General features: G+C 31.6%; 16 protein-coding genes. 10 read left to right on the top strand and 6 right to left on the bottom strand.

The annotated features are described in order from the left end of the window. Positions 1 to 106: 106 nt before the first annotated feature. Positions 107 to 1,102, top strand: coding sequence for a DUF2157 domain-containing protein (locus H2650_RS09045; protein WP_188050481.1), 996 nt, complete (start codon positions 107 to 109; stop codon positions 1,100 to 1,102). Further along, the gene (locus tag H2650_RS09040; protein ID WP_188050480.1) at positions 1,089 to 2,273 is read left to right on the top strand and encodes a hypothetical protein; all 1,185 of its coding nucleotides are present in this window, start codon (positions 1,089 to 1,091) and stop codon (positions 2,271 to 2,273) included. The genes H2650_RS09045 and H2650_RS09040 overlap by 14 nt, the downstream gene beginning before the upstream one ends. Positions 2,274 to 2,347: 74 nt before the next feature. Here the strand turns inward: H2650_RS09040 and ytxJ are convergent, their stop codons facing one another. Next, on the bottom strand, positions 2,348 to 2,737 hold the full coding sequence (gene ytxJ, locus H2650_RS09035) for a bacillithiol system redox-active protein YtxJ (protein ID WP_188050479.1): 390 nt from the start codon (positions 2,735 to 2,737) through the stop codon (positions 2,348 to 2,350). A 145-nt stretch (positions 2,738 to 2,882) separates the two neighbouring features. Between ytxJ and clpB the strand changes: the two genes are divergently transcribed. Then, a complete protein-coding gene (gene clpB, locus H2650_RS09030) occupies positions 2,883 to 5,486 on the top strand; it encodes an ATP-dependent chaperone ClpB (protein WP_188050478.1) in 2,604 nt (867 codons plus the stop codon). A 152-nt stretch (positions 5,487 to 5,638) separates the two neighbouring features. Here the strand turns inward: clpB and H2650_RS09025 are convergent, their stop codons facing one another. From H2650_RS09025 to H2650_RS09015, 3 genes are all read right to left on the bottom strand, one after another. Further along, complete coding sequence (locus tag H2650_RS09025) at positions 5,639 to 5,920, bottom strand: hypothetical protein (protein ID WP_188050477.1); 282 nt, start codon at positions 5,918 to 5,920, stop codon at positions 5,639 to 5,641. A gap of 231 nt (positions 5,921 to 6,151) precedes the next feature. Further along, positions 6,152 to 7,153, bottom strand: a complete 1,002-nt coding sequence (locus tag H2650_RS09020; protein ID WP_188050476.1) for a PorP/SprF family type IX secretion system membrane protein — start codon at positions 7,151 to 7,153, stop codon at positions 6,152 to 6,154. 17 nt (positions 7,154 to 7,170) lie between these two features. Next, positions 7,171 to 11,556, bottom strand: coding sequence for a PKD domain-containing protein (locus H2650_RS09015; RefSeq protein WP_188050475.1), 4,386 nt, complete (start codon positions 11,554 to 11,556; stop codon positions 7,171 to 7,173). Positions 11,557 to 11,896: 340 nt separating this feature from the next. On the opposite strand from H2650_RS09015, the gene H2650_RS09010 reads away from it, so the two are divergent. Together H2650_RS09010 and H2650_RS09005 are read left to right on the top strand one after the other, a co-directional pair. Next, a complete protein-coding gene (locus H2650_RS09010) occupies positions 11,897 to 12,784 on the top strand; it encodes a carbon-nitrogen hydrolase (protein WP_188050474.1) in 888 nt (295 codons plus the stop codon). Positions 12,785 to 12,786: 2 nt separating this feature from the next. Next, positions 12,787 to 13,827: an agmatine/peptidylarginine deiminase gene (locus tag H2650_RS09005; RefSeq protein WP_188050473.1), complete on the top strand. Its 1,041-nt coding sequence runs from the start codon at positions 12,787 to 12,789 to the stop codon at positions 13,825 to 13,827. 81 nt (positions 13,828 to 13,908) lie between these two features. On the opposite strand, the gene H2650_RS09000 is transcribed toward H2650_RS09005, so the two are convergent. Continuing rightward, positions 13,909 to 16,173, bottom strand: coding sequence for a M1 family metallopeptidase (locus tag H2650_RS09000; RefSeq protein WP_188050472.1), 2,265 nt, complete (start codon positions 16,171 to 16,173; stop codon positions 13,909 to 13,911). A gap of 181 nt (positions 16,174 to 16,354) precedes the next feature. Here H2650_RS09000 and H2650_RS08995 point away from each other — a divergent pair, with 181 nt between their 5' ends. From H2650_RS08995 to H2650_RS08985, 3 genes are all read left to right on the top strand, one after another. Next, positions 16,355 to 17,206 carry an aldose 1-epimerase family protein gene (locus tag H2650_RS08995; RefSeq protein WP_188050471.1) on the top strand — a complete coding sequence of 284 codons (852 nt, stop codon included), beginning with the start codon at positions 16,355 to 16,357 and terminating at the stop codon, positions 17,204 to 17,206. 11 nt (positions 17,207 to 17,217) lie between these two features. Then, positions 17,218 to 17,766: a GNAT family N-acetyltransferase gene (locus H2650_RS08990; protein WP_188050470.1), complete on the top strand. Its 549-nt coding sequence runs from the start codon at positions 17,218 to 17,220 to the stop codon at positions 17,764 to 17,766. Positions 17,767 to 17,875: 109 nt separating this feature from the next. Next, complete coding sequence (locus H2650_RS08985) at positions 17,876 to 18,427, top strand: DUF3575 domain-containing protein (protein WP_188050469.1); 552 nt, start codon at positions 17,876 to 17,878, stop codon at positions 18,425 to 18,427. On the opposite strand, the gene H2650_RS08980 is transcribed toward H2650_RS08985, so the two are convergent. Further along, positions 18,424 to 18,651 (bottom strand): VF530 family DNA-binding protein, encoded by a 228-nt coding sequence (locus H2650_RS08980; RefSeq protein WP_188050468.1) that lies wholly within the window; start codon positions 18,649 to 18,651, stop codon positions 18,424 to 18,426. The genes H2650_RS08985 and H2650_RS08980 overlap by 4 nt on opposite strands. Before the next feature lie 48 nt (positions 18,652 to 18,699). Between H2650_RS08980 and H2650_RS08975 the strand changes: the two genes are divergently transcribed. Further along, positions 18,700 to 19,185, top strand: a complete 486-nt coding sequence (locus H2650_RS08975; protein WP_188050467.1) for a histidine phosphatase family protein — start codon at positions 18,700 to 18,702, stop codon at positions 19,183 to 19,185. Positions 19,186 to 19,258: 73 nt separating this feature from the next. Next, positions 19,259 to 19,711: an SsrA-binding protein SmpB gene (smpB, locus tag H2650_RS08970; protein ID WP_188050466.1), complete on the top strand. Its 453-nt coding sequence runs from the start codon at positions 19,259 to 19,261 to the stop codon at positions 19,709 to 19,711. Positions 19,712 to 19,792 lie beyond the last annotated feature (81 nt).

Genomic DNA, 19,792 nt, shown 5'->3' with positions numbered 1-19,792 from the left:
AAGGAATTAAAACAAAATGCTTTTCAATTGTAAAGGAATAGTAGAAGTGCTTATTAATTTAGTACTAAAAATTCTATATATTTGAGAAAAATCTTAATTAAAGAAAATGGTCAATTTCGAAGAACAGTCTGCACAAACCCTTCTAGAACATAATCAAATAACGAAGCAACAATTCGAAGAGATTAAGGATTATAGAGCGTTAAATCTATTTTCGGTTCATAATGAATTAAAGTTTTTATTATACTTATCTATTTTATTGTTCACAACAGGCGTAGGTATTCTGATTTATCAAAATATTGATACCATTGGTCATACTGTTTTGCTAGGACTGTTATTAATAATGACACTAGTTTGTTTTTATTTTTGTTTTAAAAATCATGAAGGTTTCAAAAAGGGAGAAGTTCCTTTTTCCAATCCCTTATATGATTATTTAGTACTTACGGCAGTTATTTTAAGTTGTTCGTTTGTTGGTTATTTACAGTTTCAATACGAAGCTTTTGGAACTCATTATGGATTAGCGACTATAATTCCAACCGTTATTAGTCTATTTTGCGGCTATTATTTCGATAACAAAAGTGTGCTATCTATAGGAATTACCGGAATGGCAGCTTACTTGGGGTTATCAGTTGATCCAAAACACTATTTTGAAAACGAAATGTTTAACAATCGTACTTTAAGTTATATCGGTTTAGCATTTGGATTGTTTTTATTGTTATGGTCTTTATATTCCATCAAAATAAATTTAAAAAAGCATTTTAATCTCGTTTATCTAAGTTTTTCACTGCATTTAATTGGTATTGCTTGCATTGTCAATTTGTGCGATGACTTTTGGTTTCCTGCTGGAATCATTATGGCAATTGCTGCTTATTATTTTTACAATTTAAGTTTTCAAACGAAGTCGATGTCCTTATTTATATTTACGGTATTATACGGATTCATAGGAATGAATATCTTTTTTGTTAGAATAATAGACCTTATTCATGTAGAGGACTTTTTATCGCTATTTTTAGTGTTAACTCCTTTTTACTTTATTGGATCCATACTTGGATTTATAAAACTTATTAAACATTTCAATAAAAAAACGAGCAATGATAGCCTATAACAAAACACTTTTAGACAATTTTTATCTAAACGAAGAAGTACGTGTATTAAAAAAAGCAGGCTTTATTAATCCTGAACAACAAAATACATTTGAGAAAAAACATCCTCAACTTAAAACTCAGAACAATATCTTTATGCGAATAGGTCTATTTATTTTAGGTCTATTCTTATACAGTTCGATTTGTGGAATGCTATCACTTTTGGTACTCGGTAATTCTGAAAATGAATATCTATACTTTATTTATTTCTTTGCTCTTATTGGTTTTGCTACCAAGGAATATATGTCTAAAGCACTGCTGTATTTTGGTTATGGTTTAGATGATGCATTTATATTAGGAGCTATTTCAGCCTTGCTAATTGCCGTGGGATTAACTTTCGAAAAAAATTACGATACCAATTATCTCGCTATTCTTGTTGTTATGGCAATAATATCGAGTGTTACTTATTTGCGTTATTTAAATATTACGTTAGCATTATTGGCTTGTATGGGAATAACTGCTACACTTGCCTATTCGGTATTTAATTATTTAATAATAGGAAAAACTATATTGCCTTTTGTGTTTTTATTGTATTCTGGGATTTTTTATTTTTTAGCAAAAAAAGCGCTTCAAAATCTAACTTTACCGTACTATTATCAAGGATTAAAGCTTGCACAAGGATTTTGTCTCATTTTATTTTATCTCGCTGGCAATTATTATGTAGTTAGAGAACTGAATGCATCTTTATCTGAAAGTTATTTTGAAGGAGGAAGCCCAGAAATTCCTTTTGCCCTACTGTTTTGGGCTTTTACAATAATAACCCCTATCGCCTATCTCTTTTTTTCATTGAAAAACAAAGACAGAATGATGCTTTGGATTGGTTTCCTAGCCTTTTGTTTTAGTATTTTTTCTTTTAGAATCTATTATCATATTTTACCAACAGAAGTGGCTTTAAGCATTGGCGGATTATTGTTGTTTGCTTTTACTTATTTTGCTATAAAGAAAACTAAATATAAGGAGACAGGAATTACTTTTAAAGTAGATCGTTTTACAAATCCTGATGCTTTTGCAAACCTTCAAATTATTGTCTCTGCTTCGCAATTAGGAGTAAAACCTGAAGTTAAAGTTGAAGATTCTCCTATAGAATTTGGTGGAGGTGGTTTTAGCGGAGGCGGATCTAGTGGTGAATTTTAAAATAACAAAACCGCATTTCATAAATCTATATTCAAATAAATTTATGAAATGCGGTATCCTTTTTTAGTATGAAACTAAACTTGCTTAACTAATGCTTCTGCATCAATATCACTATGCGAAACATGATAAACCGCTTTCCCTTGATTGATTAAAATCAATTGTGGTGATTGATGCGTTACACCAAAACGACTCGCTATTTCATTAGAAACATCGCGATGGGCTATCAAGTCTAAAAAATAAAGCGTAACTTTATCTGAGCTATCAAACTCATTTTCAAACTGTTTCAAGGCCATCCTACTTATACTGCATCGCGTACTGTGTTTAAAAATAGCGACTGGTTTTTCGTTGGATAACGCAATAATTTCATTTAACTGTCCTAAATCTGTTAGTTCAATCCAATCGATTTTACTTTCTTTTGAATCTTTTTCCTCTGAACTGCTAAAAATATTTTTAAAAAAGCTCATAATTGTCTTGTTTTAAGTCAATTTGACATTTTAATATGATAAAAATCATGAAAATTCTGTCATTTTGCCTGTATTATTGTGATGGAATATAAATTGAATACTAGTTTTCAAAGTTAATCAAATTACAACAAAACCATATAAAATCATGAACATAAATAAATTTACTATTAAGTCGCAGGAAGCCATTCAGCTTTCGCAACAATTGGCGCAAAGCCATGGGCAACAACAAATAGAAAATGAACATATTTTCAAAGCAATTTTTGAAGTCGATGAAAATGTTGCTCCTTTTATACTTAAAAAACTCAATGTAAATGTGCCTTTATTTATCCAGATATTGGATAGTACGATTCAGAGCTTTCCAAAAGTTTCTGGTGGTGAAATAATGCTGTCTAGAACAGCAAATACAACGCTTAATGAAGCAGAAATTATTGCCAAGAAAATGAATGATGAATTCGTTTCTATTGAGCATTTAATTTTAGCCATTTTTGATTCAAAGACTAAAGCGGCACAAATATTAAAAGACCAAGGTGTAACTGGCAAAGGATTAAAAGCAGCAATTGAGGAATTGCGTAAAGGAGAAAGAGTAACCTCTGCATCTGCTGAGGAAACCTATAACTCGCTAAATAAATACGCTAAAAACTTAAACGAATTAGCTCGAAATGGAAAACTTGATCCCGTTATTGGTCGAGATGAAGAAATACGTCGTGTGTTGCAAATTTTAACTCGTAGAACCAAGAATAATCCAATGTTAGTCGGAGAACCAGGAGTTGGTAAAACGGCTATTGCAGAGGGTTTAGCACACCGAATTGTAGATGGTGATGTTCCGGACAATTTGAAAGATAAAATTGTTTATTCGCTGGATATGGGAGCGCTGATTGCGGGTGCTAAATTCAAAGGGGAATTTGAAGAACGATTGAAAGCAGTCGTTAAAGAAGTTACCTCTTCAGAAGGTGATATTGTATTGTTTATAGATGAAATACACACGCTTGTAGGAGCTGGTGGTGGCGAAGGTGCTATGGATGCTGCTAATATTTTGAAACCAGCGTTGGCTCGTGGAGAATTACGTGCGATTGGTGCGACAACTTTAGACGAATATCAAAAATATTTTGAAAAAGATAAAGCCCTAGAAAGACGTTTTCAAAAAATAATAGTGGAAGAACCAGATACCGAAAGTGCTATTTCTATTTTGCGTGGTATTAAAGAAAAATATGAGACGCATCATAAAGTTCAAATAAAAGATGATGCTATTATTGCTGCGGTTGAATTATCACAACGTTATATTACGAACCGTTTTCTTCCAGACAAAGCGATTGACTTAATGGATGAAGCCGCTTCAAAATTGCGCATGGAAATCAACTCTAAACCAGAAGAACTGGATGTTTTAGATCGAAAAATCATGCAATTAGAAATTGAAATCGAAGCAATCAAAAGAGAAAAAGACGAAAGCAAACTCAAAATTTTGGGAATGGATTTGGCCAATCTCAAAGAAGATCGCAACGAGATCTATGCTAAATGGAAATCAGAAAAAGATGTCGTAGATAATATTCAAGCGGTAAAAACAGAAATCGAAGACTTTAAATATGAAGCAGAACGTGCAGAGCGCGATGGTGATTATGGAAAAGTAGCTGAAATTCGCTATGGAAAAATTAAAGAGGCCCAAGAACGATTGGATGTTTTGTTGAAACAATTACAAGAAAATCAATCTGGAACTTCTTTAATAAAAGAAGAAGTTACTCGAGAAGATATTGCTGAAGTTGTGGCAAAATGGACTGGAATTCCAGTGATGAAAATGTTGCAAGGCGAACGTGAAAAATTGCTAAAACTAGAAGATGAGTTACACCATAGAGTGGTTGGACAAGAAGAAGCAATCGAAGCTGTGAGTGATGCAGTACGAAGAAGTCGCGCTGGTTTGCAGGATATGAAAAAACCTGTTGGAACATTTCTTTTCCTTGGAACAACAGGAGTTGGAAAAACCGAATTAGCAAAAGCATTAGCCGAATATCTATTTGATGACGAAAATGCAATGACGCGAATTGATATGAGTGAATATCAAGAACGCCATAGCGTAAGCCGTTTGGTGGGTGCGCCTCCAGGATATGTTGGTTACGATGAAGGGGGACAATTAACAGAAGCCGTTCGAAGAAAACCATATTCTGTGATATTATTGGATGAAATTGAGAAAGCACATCCGGACACTTTTAATATTTTGCTTCAAGTATTAGATGAAGGACGTTTAACGGATAATAAAGGACGTTTGGCCGATTTTAAAAATACGATTATCATCATGACTTCTAATATGGGAAGCCAAATTATACAAGATAAATTTGAGAATTTAAAAGGTAGTGTTGAAGCAGCAACCGAAGCAGCAAAAGTAGAAGTACTGGGATTATTAAAACAAACGGTACGCCCAGAATTTATTAATCGTATTGACGAAATAGTAATGTTCACCCCACTTACTACTGAAAATATTGCACAAATTGTTGGTTTGCAGTTAAAAAGTGTTACTAAAATGCTAGCATTACAAGGTATTATTATGGATGCTACTCCAGATGCAATTGCCTATTTATCGGAGAAAGGTTATGATCCTCAATTTGGAGCAAGACCAGTAAAAAGAGTCATTCAAAGAGAGGTACTTAACGAACTTTCTAAGGAAATTCTATCTGGTAAAATAACTACTGATAGCATTGTATTAATTGATGCGTTTGATGGCAAACTAGTTTTTAGAAATCAAACGGAATTAGTTCAATAATAATGAATTTAAAATAAAAAACTTTGCCAATTGATTGAACTTTGGCAAATTTTTTTTTAAAATCATCAGTCGAAAGATTGGTGATTTTTTTTTAATGTAAAATAAAACGGTTGCAATCTAGAGCTATTGTAAATTATTTCAAAAATATATTCTTAAAACAGTTTATGAATTCTGTGAATCGGAATCATTACTCCTTGCTTTAAAATCACATTTTTATCAGTAACAGCCCAAACTGTAGTATCGACTACTTTTTTAGATTCGGTATCCTCAAAGAAAATTTTAATTTTTGAATGTTCTAAATTACCCAAAGATAAAGCTCTATTAATCTCGCTCAATCTAGTTTTTATTTCTTGATCATCAGTAAGAACATCTGTTTGTGGAAATTTAAGAAGCGCTACGTCTTCTTTATCAATGATGTTAAATCCATCTGTCATAATTGTAAAAATTTAATTAATTATAAAAAATTTGCATGTTGCAAAACATAAGCTATGTTTAAGCTTTGTAATACTTCACAAAAATAGCACCTCCTTAAGTTCACTGTGCCAATTTTATATTAATTTTTATAGTAAATTAAAATATTAAAATTTATTGTTATTATTTTTTAAATTAATTTAGAAATCTAACTTAATAGGTCTTATTTAAAAGACATTTTATTTTTATTTGAACTATTTACCTGAATAATTAGGACAACCAAAACATTTTCTATCAAGATTAAATTGATAGGTTAATGACAACTCATAGACTCCACCGGTTTTTCCCATTTTTGAGGTATTCAAATCATAAGCAATACCGAGTCTTAAATGTTCGTATTGCAATCCTGTAAAAAGATTTACAGAGGTAACCAATTGGCTATTCAACGCATTTTTAGCAGGATTAGTAACCGCAGTAGCGCCAAAAAACATTTTTTCAAAAAGTATTGAGGCACCAAGATCAAGACGATTGTAACGCCCTTGTTGCATATAGTTTGATGTAACAAACATTTTGGTTGCATAAGGAAAAAACTGAACATCAATATAATTTGCCAAAAGAAATTCATAACCCGTGCTCAATGAAAAAAAAGTATTTAAAGGTAAGTTTCCATCTTCAGAAAATGAAATATTAGGTTTATTAAGATGTTTCATAGACAATCCAATCCACATGTTATCCGTATTAAAAACCATTCCAGCACTAGCATCAAAAAAAGTAATTTTATCGTTTCTTAAAAGTGGATCTATAGAGCTTGCATTTGTTATTCCCGTTCTAATATTTATTTGATCTTCTAATAGTAAATTTTGAAAAGCAAATGATTTCAATCCAAACCCTACTTCAAGAGCAGGTCTAAAATACCAATCGTCATTAATTCTAACTCTGTAAGCGTAATTTGCATTAATTTGAGTAAAATTATATTTACTCGCATTTTCTCTTTGGTTTAAAACACTAATTCCATATCCACTACTGATGTTTTCATTCCAAGTATTTAAAAAAGCATAGTCCGTATCAATTTTTAAATCTAAATCTGGCCACTGTTCACGATGAATAATACCAGTATATGTAGTTTCCATAAAGCCCGAAAAACCAGGATTTAAAGTTTCTGGAACTAGAAAATATTGTGTAAAAACAGGATCTTGAGCTTTTGCTTTAGAATAAATGCAAAAAGATATAATTATAAATAATAGTTTAATTTTCATTAGTTGGCCTTTTCGCTTTATTTAATTAATGTTAAAGTACCTTTTTCGATGATGGTATGATTATAAAATGTTTTAGCAGTAAGTTTAAAATAGTAATTTCCATTTTCTGCGTCTAGATCCTTCACTTTTCCATTCCATCCTTTTAAAGTTTCACCTTTTTCAGTATATACTATACTGCCCCATGTGTCATAAATGTCTATGGTCATTTCTACAAAACCTAAAAAAACGGGTGAAAAAGAATCGTTTATTCCATCTCCATTTGGTGTAAATGCGGTTGGCATTTTTAAACTATATCCTTTTTCAACTTTTAGTACAAGTGTTTGGGTATATTGACAACCAAAAGGGTAAGTAACCGTTTGTTTGACGGAGTAATTTCCGGTTTTAGTAAAAATGTGTTTGGGACTTTCTTCATCAGAAAAATTACCATCTCCAAAATCCCAAGAAACTTGGGTAAAGTCTCCAGTTGCTAAATTCTTGAATAAAATTGGGTCATAAATAGAATACAAACCATAAACATCATTACCATACGAACTCGTTTCAAAATTAGCTTTACCCAAAACCGGTGTATTAACATTATAAGTAATTTCTGCAGTACAACCAAAACTATCCTTAACGCTAAAAATGATCAAACCATTGTTGTTTGTATTCATTATCTCATTATTAGCACCGGTAACGGTACCATCTGACCAAGTTAATTGATAGGGAGGAATTCCTCCTTTGACTTTTCCATAAAACGTCTGATGAACGTATTTTGTATTACAATCATAATCAGTCATCACATCAATAGAAGGAGTAAGTTGTTCAAAACGAATAATTTTCCATGATTCTGTTTTTTTACAGCCATTGGCATCTGTAACGATAACGGTGTAATTATTAGGTAAAAGATTTTGTAAATCTTCTGTTGTAGCACCATTGGACCATTCAAATTTAAATGGAGACTGACCACCTGTAACAATTAAATTGATTGCTCCGGTATTAGCATTTAAACAATTCAGTGGGTTTGAAACATCGGCACTTAATTCTAATTGCAAAGGTTCATTAATAATGAATGTTTGTTTGATTGTACATAATTTAGCATCTGTAATTGTTACCGAATATTTACCGGGCCCAATATTATTTCTATCTATACCAGCAGTTGGATCGTCATCCCAAACTAGTACTACTGGCGCTTTACCTCCAATTAAATTCAGTCTAATGTGAGCATCCTTTGACCCAAAACACGAAACATCTTTAACATCAGGATTGATAGTAAATACAGGTGCATTATCAATGATAATAGTAAATGTTTTTTCGCAATTCAGGGCGTCTGTAATAGTAATTGCATAATCTCCCGCAGAAAGATTATTCTGTACACGTCCTGTTCCTAAATTACTCCATTTTATAAGATAAGGAACCCCTGTTGTAAAAGGAATACCTCCCTTAATATTGGTTATAGTAATAGAGGCATTGGCATCATTATAACAAGCTATTTCTGTTTTTGTATACTCTAAAAATATTTCGCTATTTTGTAATAAAATGACTTGTAAATTAGTCCTACAACCAGAATTATCGGTAACGACTAAGTCATATATTCCAGCTGCTAAATTTGTTAAGTTTTGACTAGTACTAGAAAATCCATTTGGCCCACTCCAATTGTAAATATAATTAAAAACACCACTTGAAATTTCAGTAGCCCTACCGCCTTTTGCTTTTACATTAATTTCACCTGTATAATCTCCATAACATAAAATATTAACTTGACTTACAAGGTTCAATTCTAAAATTGAAGGTTCGATGATAGTGTATGTATTCGTAAGCGTCTCACAATTATTTTCTTCAGTGATGCTTACTTTATAAACTCCTGGAGACAAATTACCAATATTTTCTGTTGTGGCATATGGGCTTCCGTTTTTAGTCCAAACAAAATTATAAGGCAAAGTTCCGCCTGAAGTGGTTAGATTAATATTCCCATCATTAAGTCCAAAACAACTAATATCATTTTTAAATCCAGAAAAAATAAATTTATCCGGTTCCATAACAAAATAGGATTTTGAAAAGGGGCAAGTACCATTATCGGTAATACTTAAAGTATAGATTCCTGGTTTAAGATTACTAATATCTTTTTCTGTGCTGGTAAATCCATTAGGACCCGACCAAGAAAAAACATAGGGTTTGGAGGTCGGAAATGGAATGCCACCTGAAACATTGATGTTAATACTGGCATCATCAGATCCAAAACATTTGCTTTTTTTGATCGTCTCAGCAACCATTATTAATGGATTAACAATTATAGTAACGGTAAAGTTAGGGCCTGCACAACTCCCAGAGCTTGGAGAAACGGTATAGGTAACTGTTACTGGACTACTACTGTAATTAGTTAGTGTTTGACCAATACTGGTTACAGGATTTTTTTGTGAGAAGGCACCATATATAGAACCTGATGGACTAATAATTGGATCTGACCAAGTATAAGTTGTATTTGTAGGTACATTATCAACAGCATTAGTATAGGGTTGTATTAAAAAGGATCCGCCACTGCAAATTTCTAATGATTTTGAATTTATGATAGGAGATAATACTGTGTTTACTGAAAAATTTGCTGTTTTTGTTGTTGTACCACAACTATTACTAACACTAAAAATTGCTTGATAATTTCCTGTGACAGAATAATTTATTTGACCCGGATTTAATAAGTTTGATGTAGATGGTGTACCTCCTGGAAAGGTCCATAAATAAGTAAGTTCACTATCGGGTGAACAACTTTGCACCACCTCACCTACAGGTGATATTGTTGCAGAATTACAATAATCTGAAATGGGTTTCAAAATAATTACTGGTGGTTGCTTAACCATTATAATTTTATTTGAATAACGATCTATTCCGCAAGAATTTCTAGTTCTCAAACTTAATTCATAGGTACCTGGTGTTATAAAATTAATAACTGGATCTTTAGAATAAGAATTCGTACCATTAGTAAAAAACCATTGCACAGGTTTTTTACCACAGTAGCTTTCATAATACCCTTTTATATCCCAAAAATAGCTTTCAGCAGCACAATTTAGGCGTGTATCTGTCGTATTTGTAATTTGCAAAGGACTGCCAGCACAAGCTTTTTCAAAGGTGAAATTTGGTTCTAATACAGGTTCTATACAAATGGTTTTTGTTGTTTTACTCGATATACCACAAGGCGTTTCAGCAAATAGAGTAACAGTATAAGTCCCTGGCGTTAAATAAGAATGAATAGGCTCAACTGCTCTTGAAAAAGCGCTTCCATCACCAAAATCCCAAGTGTACACATTGTTAGTACTGCAACCATTTGTAAACCCAGCAATTGAATTATTATGAAAAGTGACACCACTACCAACGCAAGCAATATCATTTGCATAAAAACTTACTCTTGGTACATCTAATATAATAATTGGGCCAGCAATCAAATAAGTACTGCCACAAGAAGTAGTTATTGTTAGGGTTACATTGTTACCAGATGGACAATTAAAACGTGTAAAAGTATGTGGTATGGGAAAATTTTGAGAAGCCGATGGAATTAGAGAATTATAATAAGGTGAACTTTCTAAATCTTGTTGAGTGTAATTCGTAACGATTCCATCTCCATAATTCACTTGATAATTTGTATCGGAAGGGTTTAATGCCCATGAACCTATGGCAAAATCCATTGGTGCAACGGGTATACAAAAATTTGTTGTATTACCTGGTGCAATAAGAGCTCCAATTGGATTGTTAGAGTTTTTAACTACATAAGTAATTGCACTAGAACAATCATTCGTTCCAGCTCCTGTAATGATCATATTATAGGAACCTAATTTCATGTAAGTGTGCGCGCGTGGGAAAGTAACATTATTTTCTACATTCCCATCACCCCAATCAATAGTATAAGACGAAATACAAGAAATAGAATTAGAAGAGTTACCTACATTAATGGTATATTTTGGATTGAAATTATTATCACCACATCTTTCAAAAGATAAATTGGATCCTGACAAAGCATTTAAATTTATAAATTTTAAATCTGGCTTTTGTTTTACCAAAATAACTTTAGTCACCGATGTACTAATCCCTTTAGCATCAGTAACCGTTAGTTTTACATTGAAATTTTGCACACCGCAACCAACCGATGTGAATGTATTAGTAGGATTAATGGCAGTAGAAGTATTGCCATCACCAAAATCCCATAAATATTTAAATGGAGCATCACCACTTACGGTTGACTTAAATAGTATTGGAGAACCAGAACAACTATTATCATTTGCAAAACTAAAAGAAACTCCTGGAGCTAAGAATGCTTTGTTATAAATTGTGTCGGCTTCTATTTTTTTTTCAATTTTTTCAACTCTTTTGCTGTTTGCAAAAATAGAGAACGCATTCAGTAACAAAAAAAGATAAGCAAGAAAATAGAGATTCCTCATGTAATAAAATTCGTTAATTTTTGGCTGTAAAAGTATATATATTTATTTGTATTTTTACGCGAAAAACTTCATTTTTTTTTAATTTTTATTATAATAAATACCATATAGGCAGTAAAATACGAATAATACATAATTATCAATAATATTATTATAAAAATAAATAATTTAAATTTATTGTTTAAAAAATCGGTTCTGCAGAAACAGTATTGGTTGCAAAATGAATTAACTAATTTCTAATATTATTTTTTAGACAACCAGAAATAATTAACTTAAAAAACAAATTAACCCTATTTTCTTATCCTTATAAAATTCACTATTTTTGCACTTAAATATTTTAGTCATGCCAAACAAAAAATACAAAATAGCAGTCATTCAATTGAACCTAAATGATATTGCCGAAAACAACTTAAAAAAATGCATAAGCTGGGTTCGTGATGCTGCAAAACTTGGTGCCGAAGTAATTTCGTTACCCGAATTATACAGCAGTCATTATTTTTGTCAAAGTGAGGATGTAGATAATTTTGCTTTAGCAGAACCTCTTTACAGTACTTCGTTTATAGCTTTTAGCGCTTTAGCAAAAGAATTAGGTGTGGTAATCATTGTTCCTTTCTTCGAAAAAAGAATGGCTGGAATTTATCACAATAGTGCTTACATCATTGATACAGATGGTTCTGAAGCAGGTTTATATCGTAAAATGCATATTCCAGATGACCCACATTTTTATGAGAAATTCTACTTTACCCCTGGGGATTTAGGTTTCAAAACAATCCCTACACAAAAAGGAAAAATTGGAACATTAATTTGTTGGGATCAATGGTATCCTGAAGCAGCAAGATTGACTGCGCTTAAAGGTGCTGAGGTTTTATTTTATCCTACGGCTATTGGATGGCATCCACAAGAAAAAGAGCAATATGGCGAAAACCAGTATGGCGCTTGGATGAACGTTATGAAAGGTCATGCAGTTGCGAATGGAGTTTATGTTGCTGCTGCAAACAGAATTGGTTTAGAACAATATTTACCTGATACAGCTGGAATTCAGTTTTGGGGCGCTTCTTTTATAGCAGGACCTCAAGGAGAAATCTTAGCACAAGCTTCACATGATAAAGAGGAAATCCTTATTGCAGAAGTTGATTTGGATTTACAAGAAAACGTACGTCAGAACTGGCCCTTTTTTAGAGACCGAAGAATTGACGCTTTTGGGGATATTACAAAAAGAGCAATCGACTAATTATGAGTACAACTAACAGAAGATTTCCTGCTGAATGGGAAAAACAACAAGGTGTATTACTTTGTTTTCCTCACAATGGTAATGATTGGCCTGGGAAATATGAAGCCGTTAAATGGGCTTTTGTAGAATTTATTAAAAAAGTGGCTTCTTTCGAGTCTGTTTTTTTAGTTGTTGCAGATGAGAATCAAAAAGAAAAAGTCAATATAATGCTTGAAACGGCTCATGTTGTATTGACTAATATTTCCTATATCATTCAGAAAACCAATAGAAGTTGGATGCGTGATTCAGGTCCTATTATTGTTAAAAACGGAAATGAAAGAGAAGCATTAAACTTTAATTTTAATGGTTGGGCAAAATATAAAAACATTCAATTAGATAAACATGTTCCTGCTACTGTAGGCGAGTTTCTAAATATTCCTGTTACGCAAGTAATGTACAAAGGAAAACCCGTAATTGTAGAAGGGGGCGCTATTGATAGCAACGGAAGAGGAACTTTATTAACTTCCGAAGAATGCTTGATGCATCCAAGTATTCAGGTTCGAAACCCCAATTTTACCAAAGAGGATTACGAAGCTGTGTTCAAAGAATATCTGGGTATTACAAATGTAATTTGGTTAGGTGATGGAATTGAAGGAGATGATACACACGGACATATTGATGATTTATGTCGTTTTGTAAACGAAGACACTATTGTTACAATCGTGGAAACAGATCCAAAAGATCATAATTACAAACCTTTGCAAGACAACTTAAAAAGGTTACAAAATGCCAAATTAGAAAATGGTAAATCACCTATAATTGTAGCTTTACCAATGCCAAAACGTTTGGATTTTGAAGGATTGCGTTTGCCGGCTAGTTACGCTAATTTCTTAATTTTAAACAATTGTATCTTGGTTCCTACTTTCAACGATTCAAATGATCGAGTAGCTTTAAACATACTTTCAGAATGTTTTCCTGATAGAGAAGTTATCGGAATTAGTTGTACTGATTTTATTTGGGGTTTTGGTACTTTACACTGTTTAAGCCAACAAATTCCAGAATAGATTATTATTCTAAAATACAGTAAACAAAAAAAGACTTGTAGCAAAATGCTACAAGTCTTTTTTTTTGTTCCATAAAAAACACTAATCTTTAGTAAATTCAATTTTTTGACCATCCGAAGTGATCATATTGAAACCTTTAAGGTTTTCATTGAATTCAAATTTAAGACCAGCTTGTTTTGATTCAAAACTATTTTTACCAGTTGGTTGCACTGTAAAGGCAGGATAATCTGTTATTAATGCTTTTAAAGCACCATTTTTTTCTGAAAAAGTAATTTTTAATGGGGACATTTTAGTAGAATAAACACCTAAATAACCATCCAATATTATATCCTTTTCTACTAAACCTTTATCTGCTGTCCATGTATTGTTTGTAACATTACTATCTGGCAAAATATGATCTGGATCAATTACAATACTTTCAATTTCTTCTGTTGATTCGTGTTTAAATGACCATGATTTATTTTTTTGCCAAATTTCAACCGGAAGATTGATACGACTTATTTTACCACTTTTAGTTTTCACCTCTAAAATTACTGGCATTGCCATTTTTTCGAAGTTTTCAATATTTATTACAATTCCTTGCTTAGGATCATTTTTTACATATTTTATACTATTAATTCCTTGGTCTAAACGCCAGTTATTTTGAAACCAACCTCTCCAGAACCAACCCAAATCTTCACCAGCAACATTTTCTATAGTTCTAAAAAAGTCATCTGGCATAGGATGTTTGTATGCCCAACGCTCTAAATAAGTACGTAAAGCGAGATCAAAACGCTCTTCTCCTAAAATTTGTTCTCTTAAAATAATTAAACCTGAACTTGGTTTTGCATAAGCTAGTACACCAATATTAGCTTCTTTCATATTATCTGGAGAACTCATTATAGTCTCAAGATTTGGATTGGTGTAATATTCTGCTCTTTGGTGCAAATCGGCTTTTGGTTCTTTATATTCACCATTGTTAAAATCTACTGAACTCACAGAATTGATAAAAGTATTGAATCCCTCATCCATCCATCCAAAAATTCGTTCATTAGAACCTACAATCATAGGAAACCAAATATGACCAAATTCATGATCTGTAACGCCCCACAAATCTGCTCCTTTAGACTCCCAACTGCAAAAAACGATTCCTGGATATTCCATACCACCTTCATTTCCTGCTACATTGGTAGCTACAGGATAAGGATATTCCATCCATCTTTTTGAATAGTTCTCGATAGATCCCTTAGTATATTCTGTAGAACGTCCCCATGCATCATTACCAGCACTTTCTTGAGGATAAACAGATAAGGCTAAAGATTTTTTACCACTTGGTAAATTAATTTTTGCTCCATCTAAAATAAAAGCGGCAGAAGAGGCCCAAGATAAATCACGTGAATTTTTTATTCTAAAATTCCATGTTTTAGTTGACGACACAGTCATTTTTGAAGATTTTGCTACTTCTTCTGCAGTACGTATAAAAACAGTTTTATCACTTTGCTTTGCTTGTTCTAGACGTTTCAATTCTTCGGCAGAATAAACTGCATTAGGATTTAGCAATTCTCCTGAACTCACCACAATATGATTAGAAGGAACTGTAATACTTACATCAAAATCACCATATTCTAAATAGAATTCTGAAGCACCCAAATACGGATTGGTGTTCCAACCTCTAATATCATCATACACACACATTCTAGGGTACCATTGTGCTATTGTGAAAATTTTACCATTTTTAGTTTCTAACACTCCCATTCTATCTGATCCTTCTAATGGAGAAGTAAAAGAAAAATCAATTTTAATTTTAACTGCTCCTCCTTTTGGATTTAATACTTGAGGAAGAAAAACTTGCATTCTTGTATCTGTAATTAAATATTTAGCTTCTGTTTCGGTAGTTTTACCTTTTATAGTACTAATTACTTTTACTGATTTGATTTTATGACCACCATCAAATGCTTGTCCTTGTGCTCCATTACGACTTCCTGTTAGGGGTACAACTGCATTTCCTCTAGAGTCTGATTTAAATAAATTCTGATCTAAATGCATCCAAACAAAATTCATTTTATCTGGACTATTATTAGTATAAGTAATTAATCCAGAACCTACGATTTCGTTGGTAGCTTCATTTAGTTTAGCTGTTAATTTATAATCTGCTCTGTTTTGCCAATATTCAGCACCAGGCTGACCACTAGCAGATCGAGTACTTGTTCCGTTATTGTTGTAAAAAAAAGGTGCAAATGCATCATGATAATCGTATTTGGAAATAGGATTCGTTGGTGCATTAGTAGCATTTTGTTGAGCCCAGATCGAGCTAACTACCATTAATAAAGTCAATTTTAAAATGACTCCGATGCGAATGTTTTTCATTTTATTTTGTTATTTAAGCACCAAATTAATGAAAAATAATTCAAATCTTAAATTATATTCATTGTAATACCTAAAAATTAATAAAATTTTATGAAAAATTCCTCCCTATTTTATATTCTTTTTACAGGAAAATTAAAATATATTTACATTATTATTTTTATAACTATTATCAAGAACCATTTTGACAATTACTATTACAAATTCAAAATTAAAAGCTCAAATTAAAACTTTGGGAGCCGAATTATGTTCCTTAAAAGATAACAATGCACAGGAATATATGTGGGAAGGAGATCCTGCTTTCTGGGGGAAACATTCTCCTATTCTATTTCCTATAGTTGGCACTTTAAAAAATGACTATTATACTATAAACAACAAAGAATATAACATGTCAAGACATGGTTTTGCCAGAGAAATGGAATTTAAAATACTAGATCAAAAAGAAAATAGTGTTGTTTTATCTTTGCAATCTTCAGAAGAATCATTAAAAGTTTATCCGTTTCTATTTGAGCTACAAATACAATACACTTTGCTTGAAAAAAATTTAATAGTAGATTATACCGTATTTAACAACAGTAGTACATCAATGCCATTTTCTATTGGTGCTCACCCTGCTTTTGCTTTACCAAATCATTTTGAAAATTACTCAATTGAATTTGAAAAACAAGATACTTTACAATATTACCTTTTGGAAAATAATTTGATTTCTGATCGAACAAAAAGTCTAGAATTGCAAAACAAACAAATAGATTTGAACTACGAACTATTCAAAAATGATGCGTTAATTTTTAAAAACATACAATCTAAATCATTGACAATTATAGATAATAAAAAACCTCGTTTAAAGGTCTGCTTTCAAGATTTTCCAGATTTGGGAATATGGACAAAACCAAATGCGCCTTTTATATGCATAGAACCTTGGTTTGGATATTCCGATACAAATAAAAGTTCCGGAAAGCTAGATGAAAAAGAGGGAATCCAGATTCTAAATGCATCAGAAACTTTCAAATCAAAATTCAGTATCCAAATATTCTAAAAATTAAAGTTATGCTAAATATAAATTTTACTCCATTTCATAATTTAGAAACAGAGCGCCTACTCCTAAGAAGAGTCGATAATAATGATCTAAAAGAGGTTTTCGCATTGCGATCTAACCCCGAAACAATGAAATATATCCCAAGACCTTTAGTTACAACTGACGAAGAAGCCTTAGCTCATATAGCAATGATAGAATCGAAAATAGAAAGTAATGAGGGAATTAATTGGGCTATAACTTACAAAGGAGATCCAAAACTAATTGGAATTATAGGTCATTATAGAATAAAACCAGAACATTATAGAGCTGAAATAGGTTATATGATATTACCTGAATTTAACGGAATGGGAATTGTGACTGAAGCCGTTCAAGAAGTAGTAAAATATGGCTTTGAAGTCATGAAATTACATTCTATTGAGGCGGTTATTGATCCTGATAATTTAGGATCGGCAAAAGTTTTAGAAAAGAATAATTTTAAGAAAGAAGCTCACTTCATAGAAAACGAATTCTTTAATGGACGCTTTTTGGATAGTGCCGTTTATACTATTTTAAATAAATAATAAGGATAACACTAAATTATATTCCTTAACCAAAAACAAAACATAAATCTTTATATTTGTAGCGCTTTTATTAATACCTATAATTCAAAAGCATTAGCTATTACTTTTTATGAAAAATTTTTTTATTACCTCTTTTCTTTTATTCTCTGTATTATCAATTGGTCAAACTTACATTAAAGCAAATGCTTTGACTACCTTATTAACAGTTCCAAATGTTGGTATTGAAACAAGTATTGGAGAAAAATCAACGTTACAATTTGATGTTTTAGCCTCTTTATGGAAATCTGTAAATGGAAAACCAAGAGAGTTTTACACTTTTACACCAGAATATCGCTTCCATTTTAAAGAAAAATATAATGGTTTTTATGCTGGTGCTCATATCGGTATGAGTATTTTCAATTTTCAAAAATGGAATTATTTAAATACCACAAAATACGAGAAAGGTTTTGGCTATTTTATTGGAGCAACTGTTGGGTATCAGGTAAAAATAAATGAAAAATTTATGTTGGATTGCTTTTTAGGAGGCGGATCACATCAAGGTTTTTATAAAGGATATGATTTTAATACAGAAATCCGCTATGATGGTGCTAAAAAATATAACAAAAGTGGCGAATGGCTTCCGTATCGTGGCGGTGTAATGGTTTCCTACAAATTAAATTAACTGAATTTTGGTAGTGAACTAACATATAATTCCTCTACTTGTTTTCTGGCCCAATCTGTTTTTCGTAAAAAAGTCAGAGATGATTTAACACTTGGATTATCTGTAAAACACTTAATTTTTATCAGCTCGCCCAAGGTATCAAAGCCATAATGTGCTACTAATTGCTCTACTATTTTTAATAATGTGATTCCGTGAAGAGGATCTTTTGATTTTGAATTTTCCATTTTGCAAATATATAAAACGATAAAGAACAAATTTTAAAATTAGTAAAAATGAAAAAATATTTATGGTTAGTGGCTTTTTTTGTTTTGCAAGTTAGTTTTGCACAAAACAAAGTAACTACCTATTATTTTATTAGACATGCAGAGAAAGTAGATGATTCTAAAAATACTAATTTATCTGAAATGGGTACTGAAAGAGCCAAAATATGGAACGAATTATTTTCTAATATAAATTTCGATGCCATTTATGCAACTGATTATAATAGAACCCTACAAACGGTAACACCAACAGCTTTAAGTCAAAAACTCAGTATTACAAAATACAATCCTAAAATGATTGATATTGAATCTTTTAAAAAAGAAAATTTAGACAAAAAAGTTTTGATTGTTGGTCATAGTAATACCATACCAAATTTTGTTAATCAAATAATTGACCAAAATATTTATACTGATATTCCGGAAAACACTTTTGGAAATCTTTATATTGTAACAATAGTTGGAGAGGCCATAAATTATCAACTCTTAAAATTACGCTAAAAGAATGCTTCTAAAATCTAATTATTATTGATTATTAAGGATCTTTTCTTTTTTATTATACCTTTGCAACACTATGCTAAAAACTATAAACATATTCAATAAAAGAGCTAAATTCGACTATGAAATAATCGAAAGATTTACTGCTGGAATCGTCTTGGCTGGAACCGAAATAAAATCGATACGATTGGGAAAGGCAAATATCACAGAGAGTTTTTGTGAATTTAGTAATAATGAACTTTTTGCTATTAATACTTATATTGAAGAATATACTTTTGGTAATCAATTCAACCATAAAGCCAGAAGTGAACGCAAATTACTTTTGAAAAAAAAGGAACTCAAAGGTTTACTGAAAAGTGTCCAAGCAAAAGGGTTAACAATTGTTCCTTTGAAATTATTTACCAATGAAAAAGGATTAGCTAAACTACAAATTGGTCTTTGTAAAGGAAAGAAAACGTATGACAAGCGAGAATCCTTGAAAGAACAAGACACAAAAAGAGATCTTGATAGAATAAAAAAAGCGTTTTAAATTTAATTTTAAAACATAAAATCGATTCTTTGTAGTTAAAAAATTGACTGAATTTGTCAAGACAAACACAATCAATACTTA

The sequence above is a fragment of the Flavobacterium sp. GP15 genome (assembly GCF_014281985.1).
Taxonomy (GTDB): domain Bacteria; phylum Bacteroidota; class Bacteroidia; order Flavobacteriales; family Flavobacteriaceae; genus Flavobacterium; species Flavobacterium pygoscelis.
Note: the sequence above shows the minus strand (reverse complement) of the source record. Positions and strands in the feature narration are given on the sequence as shown.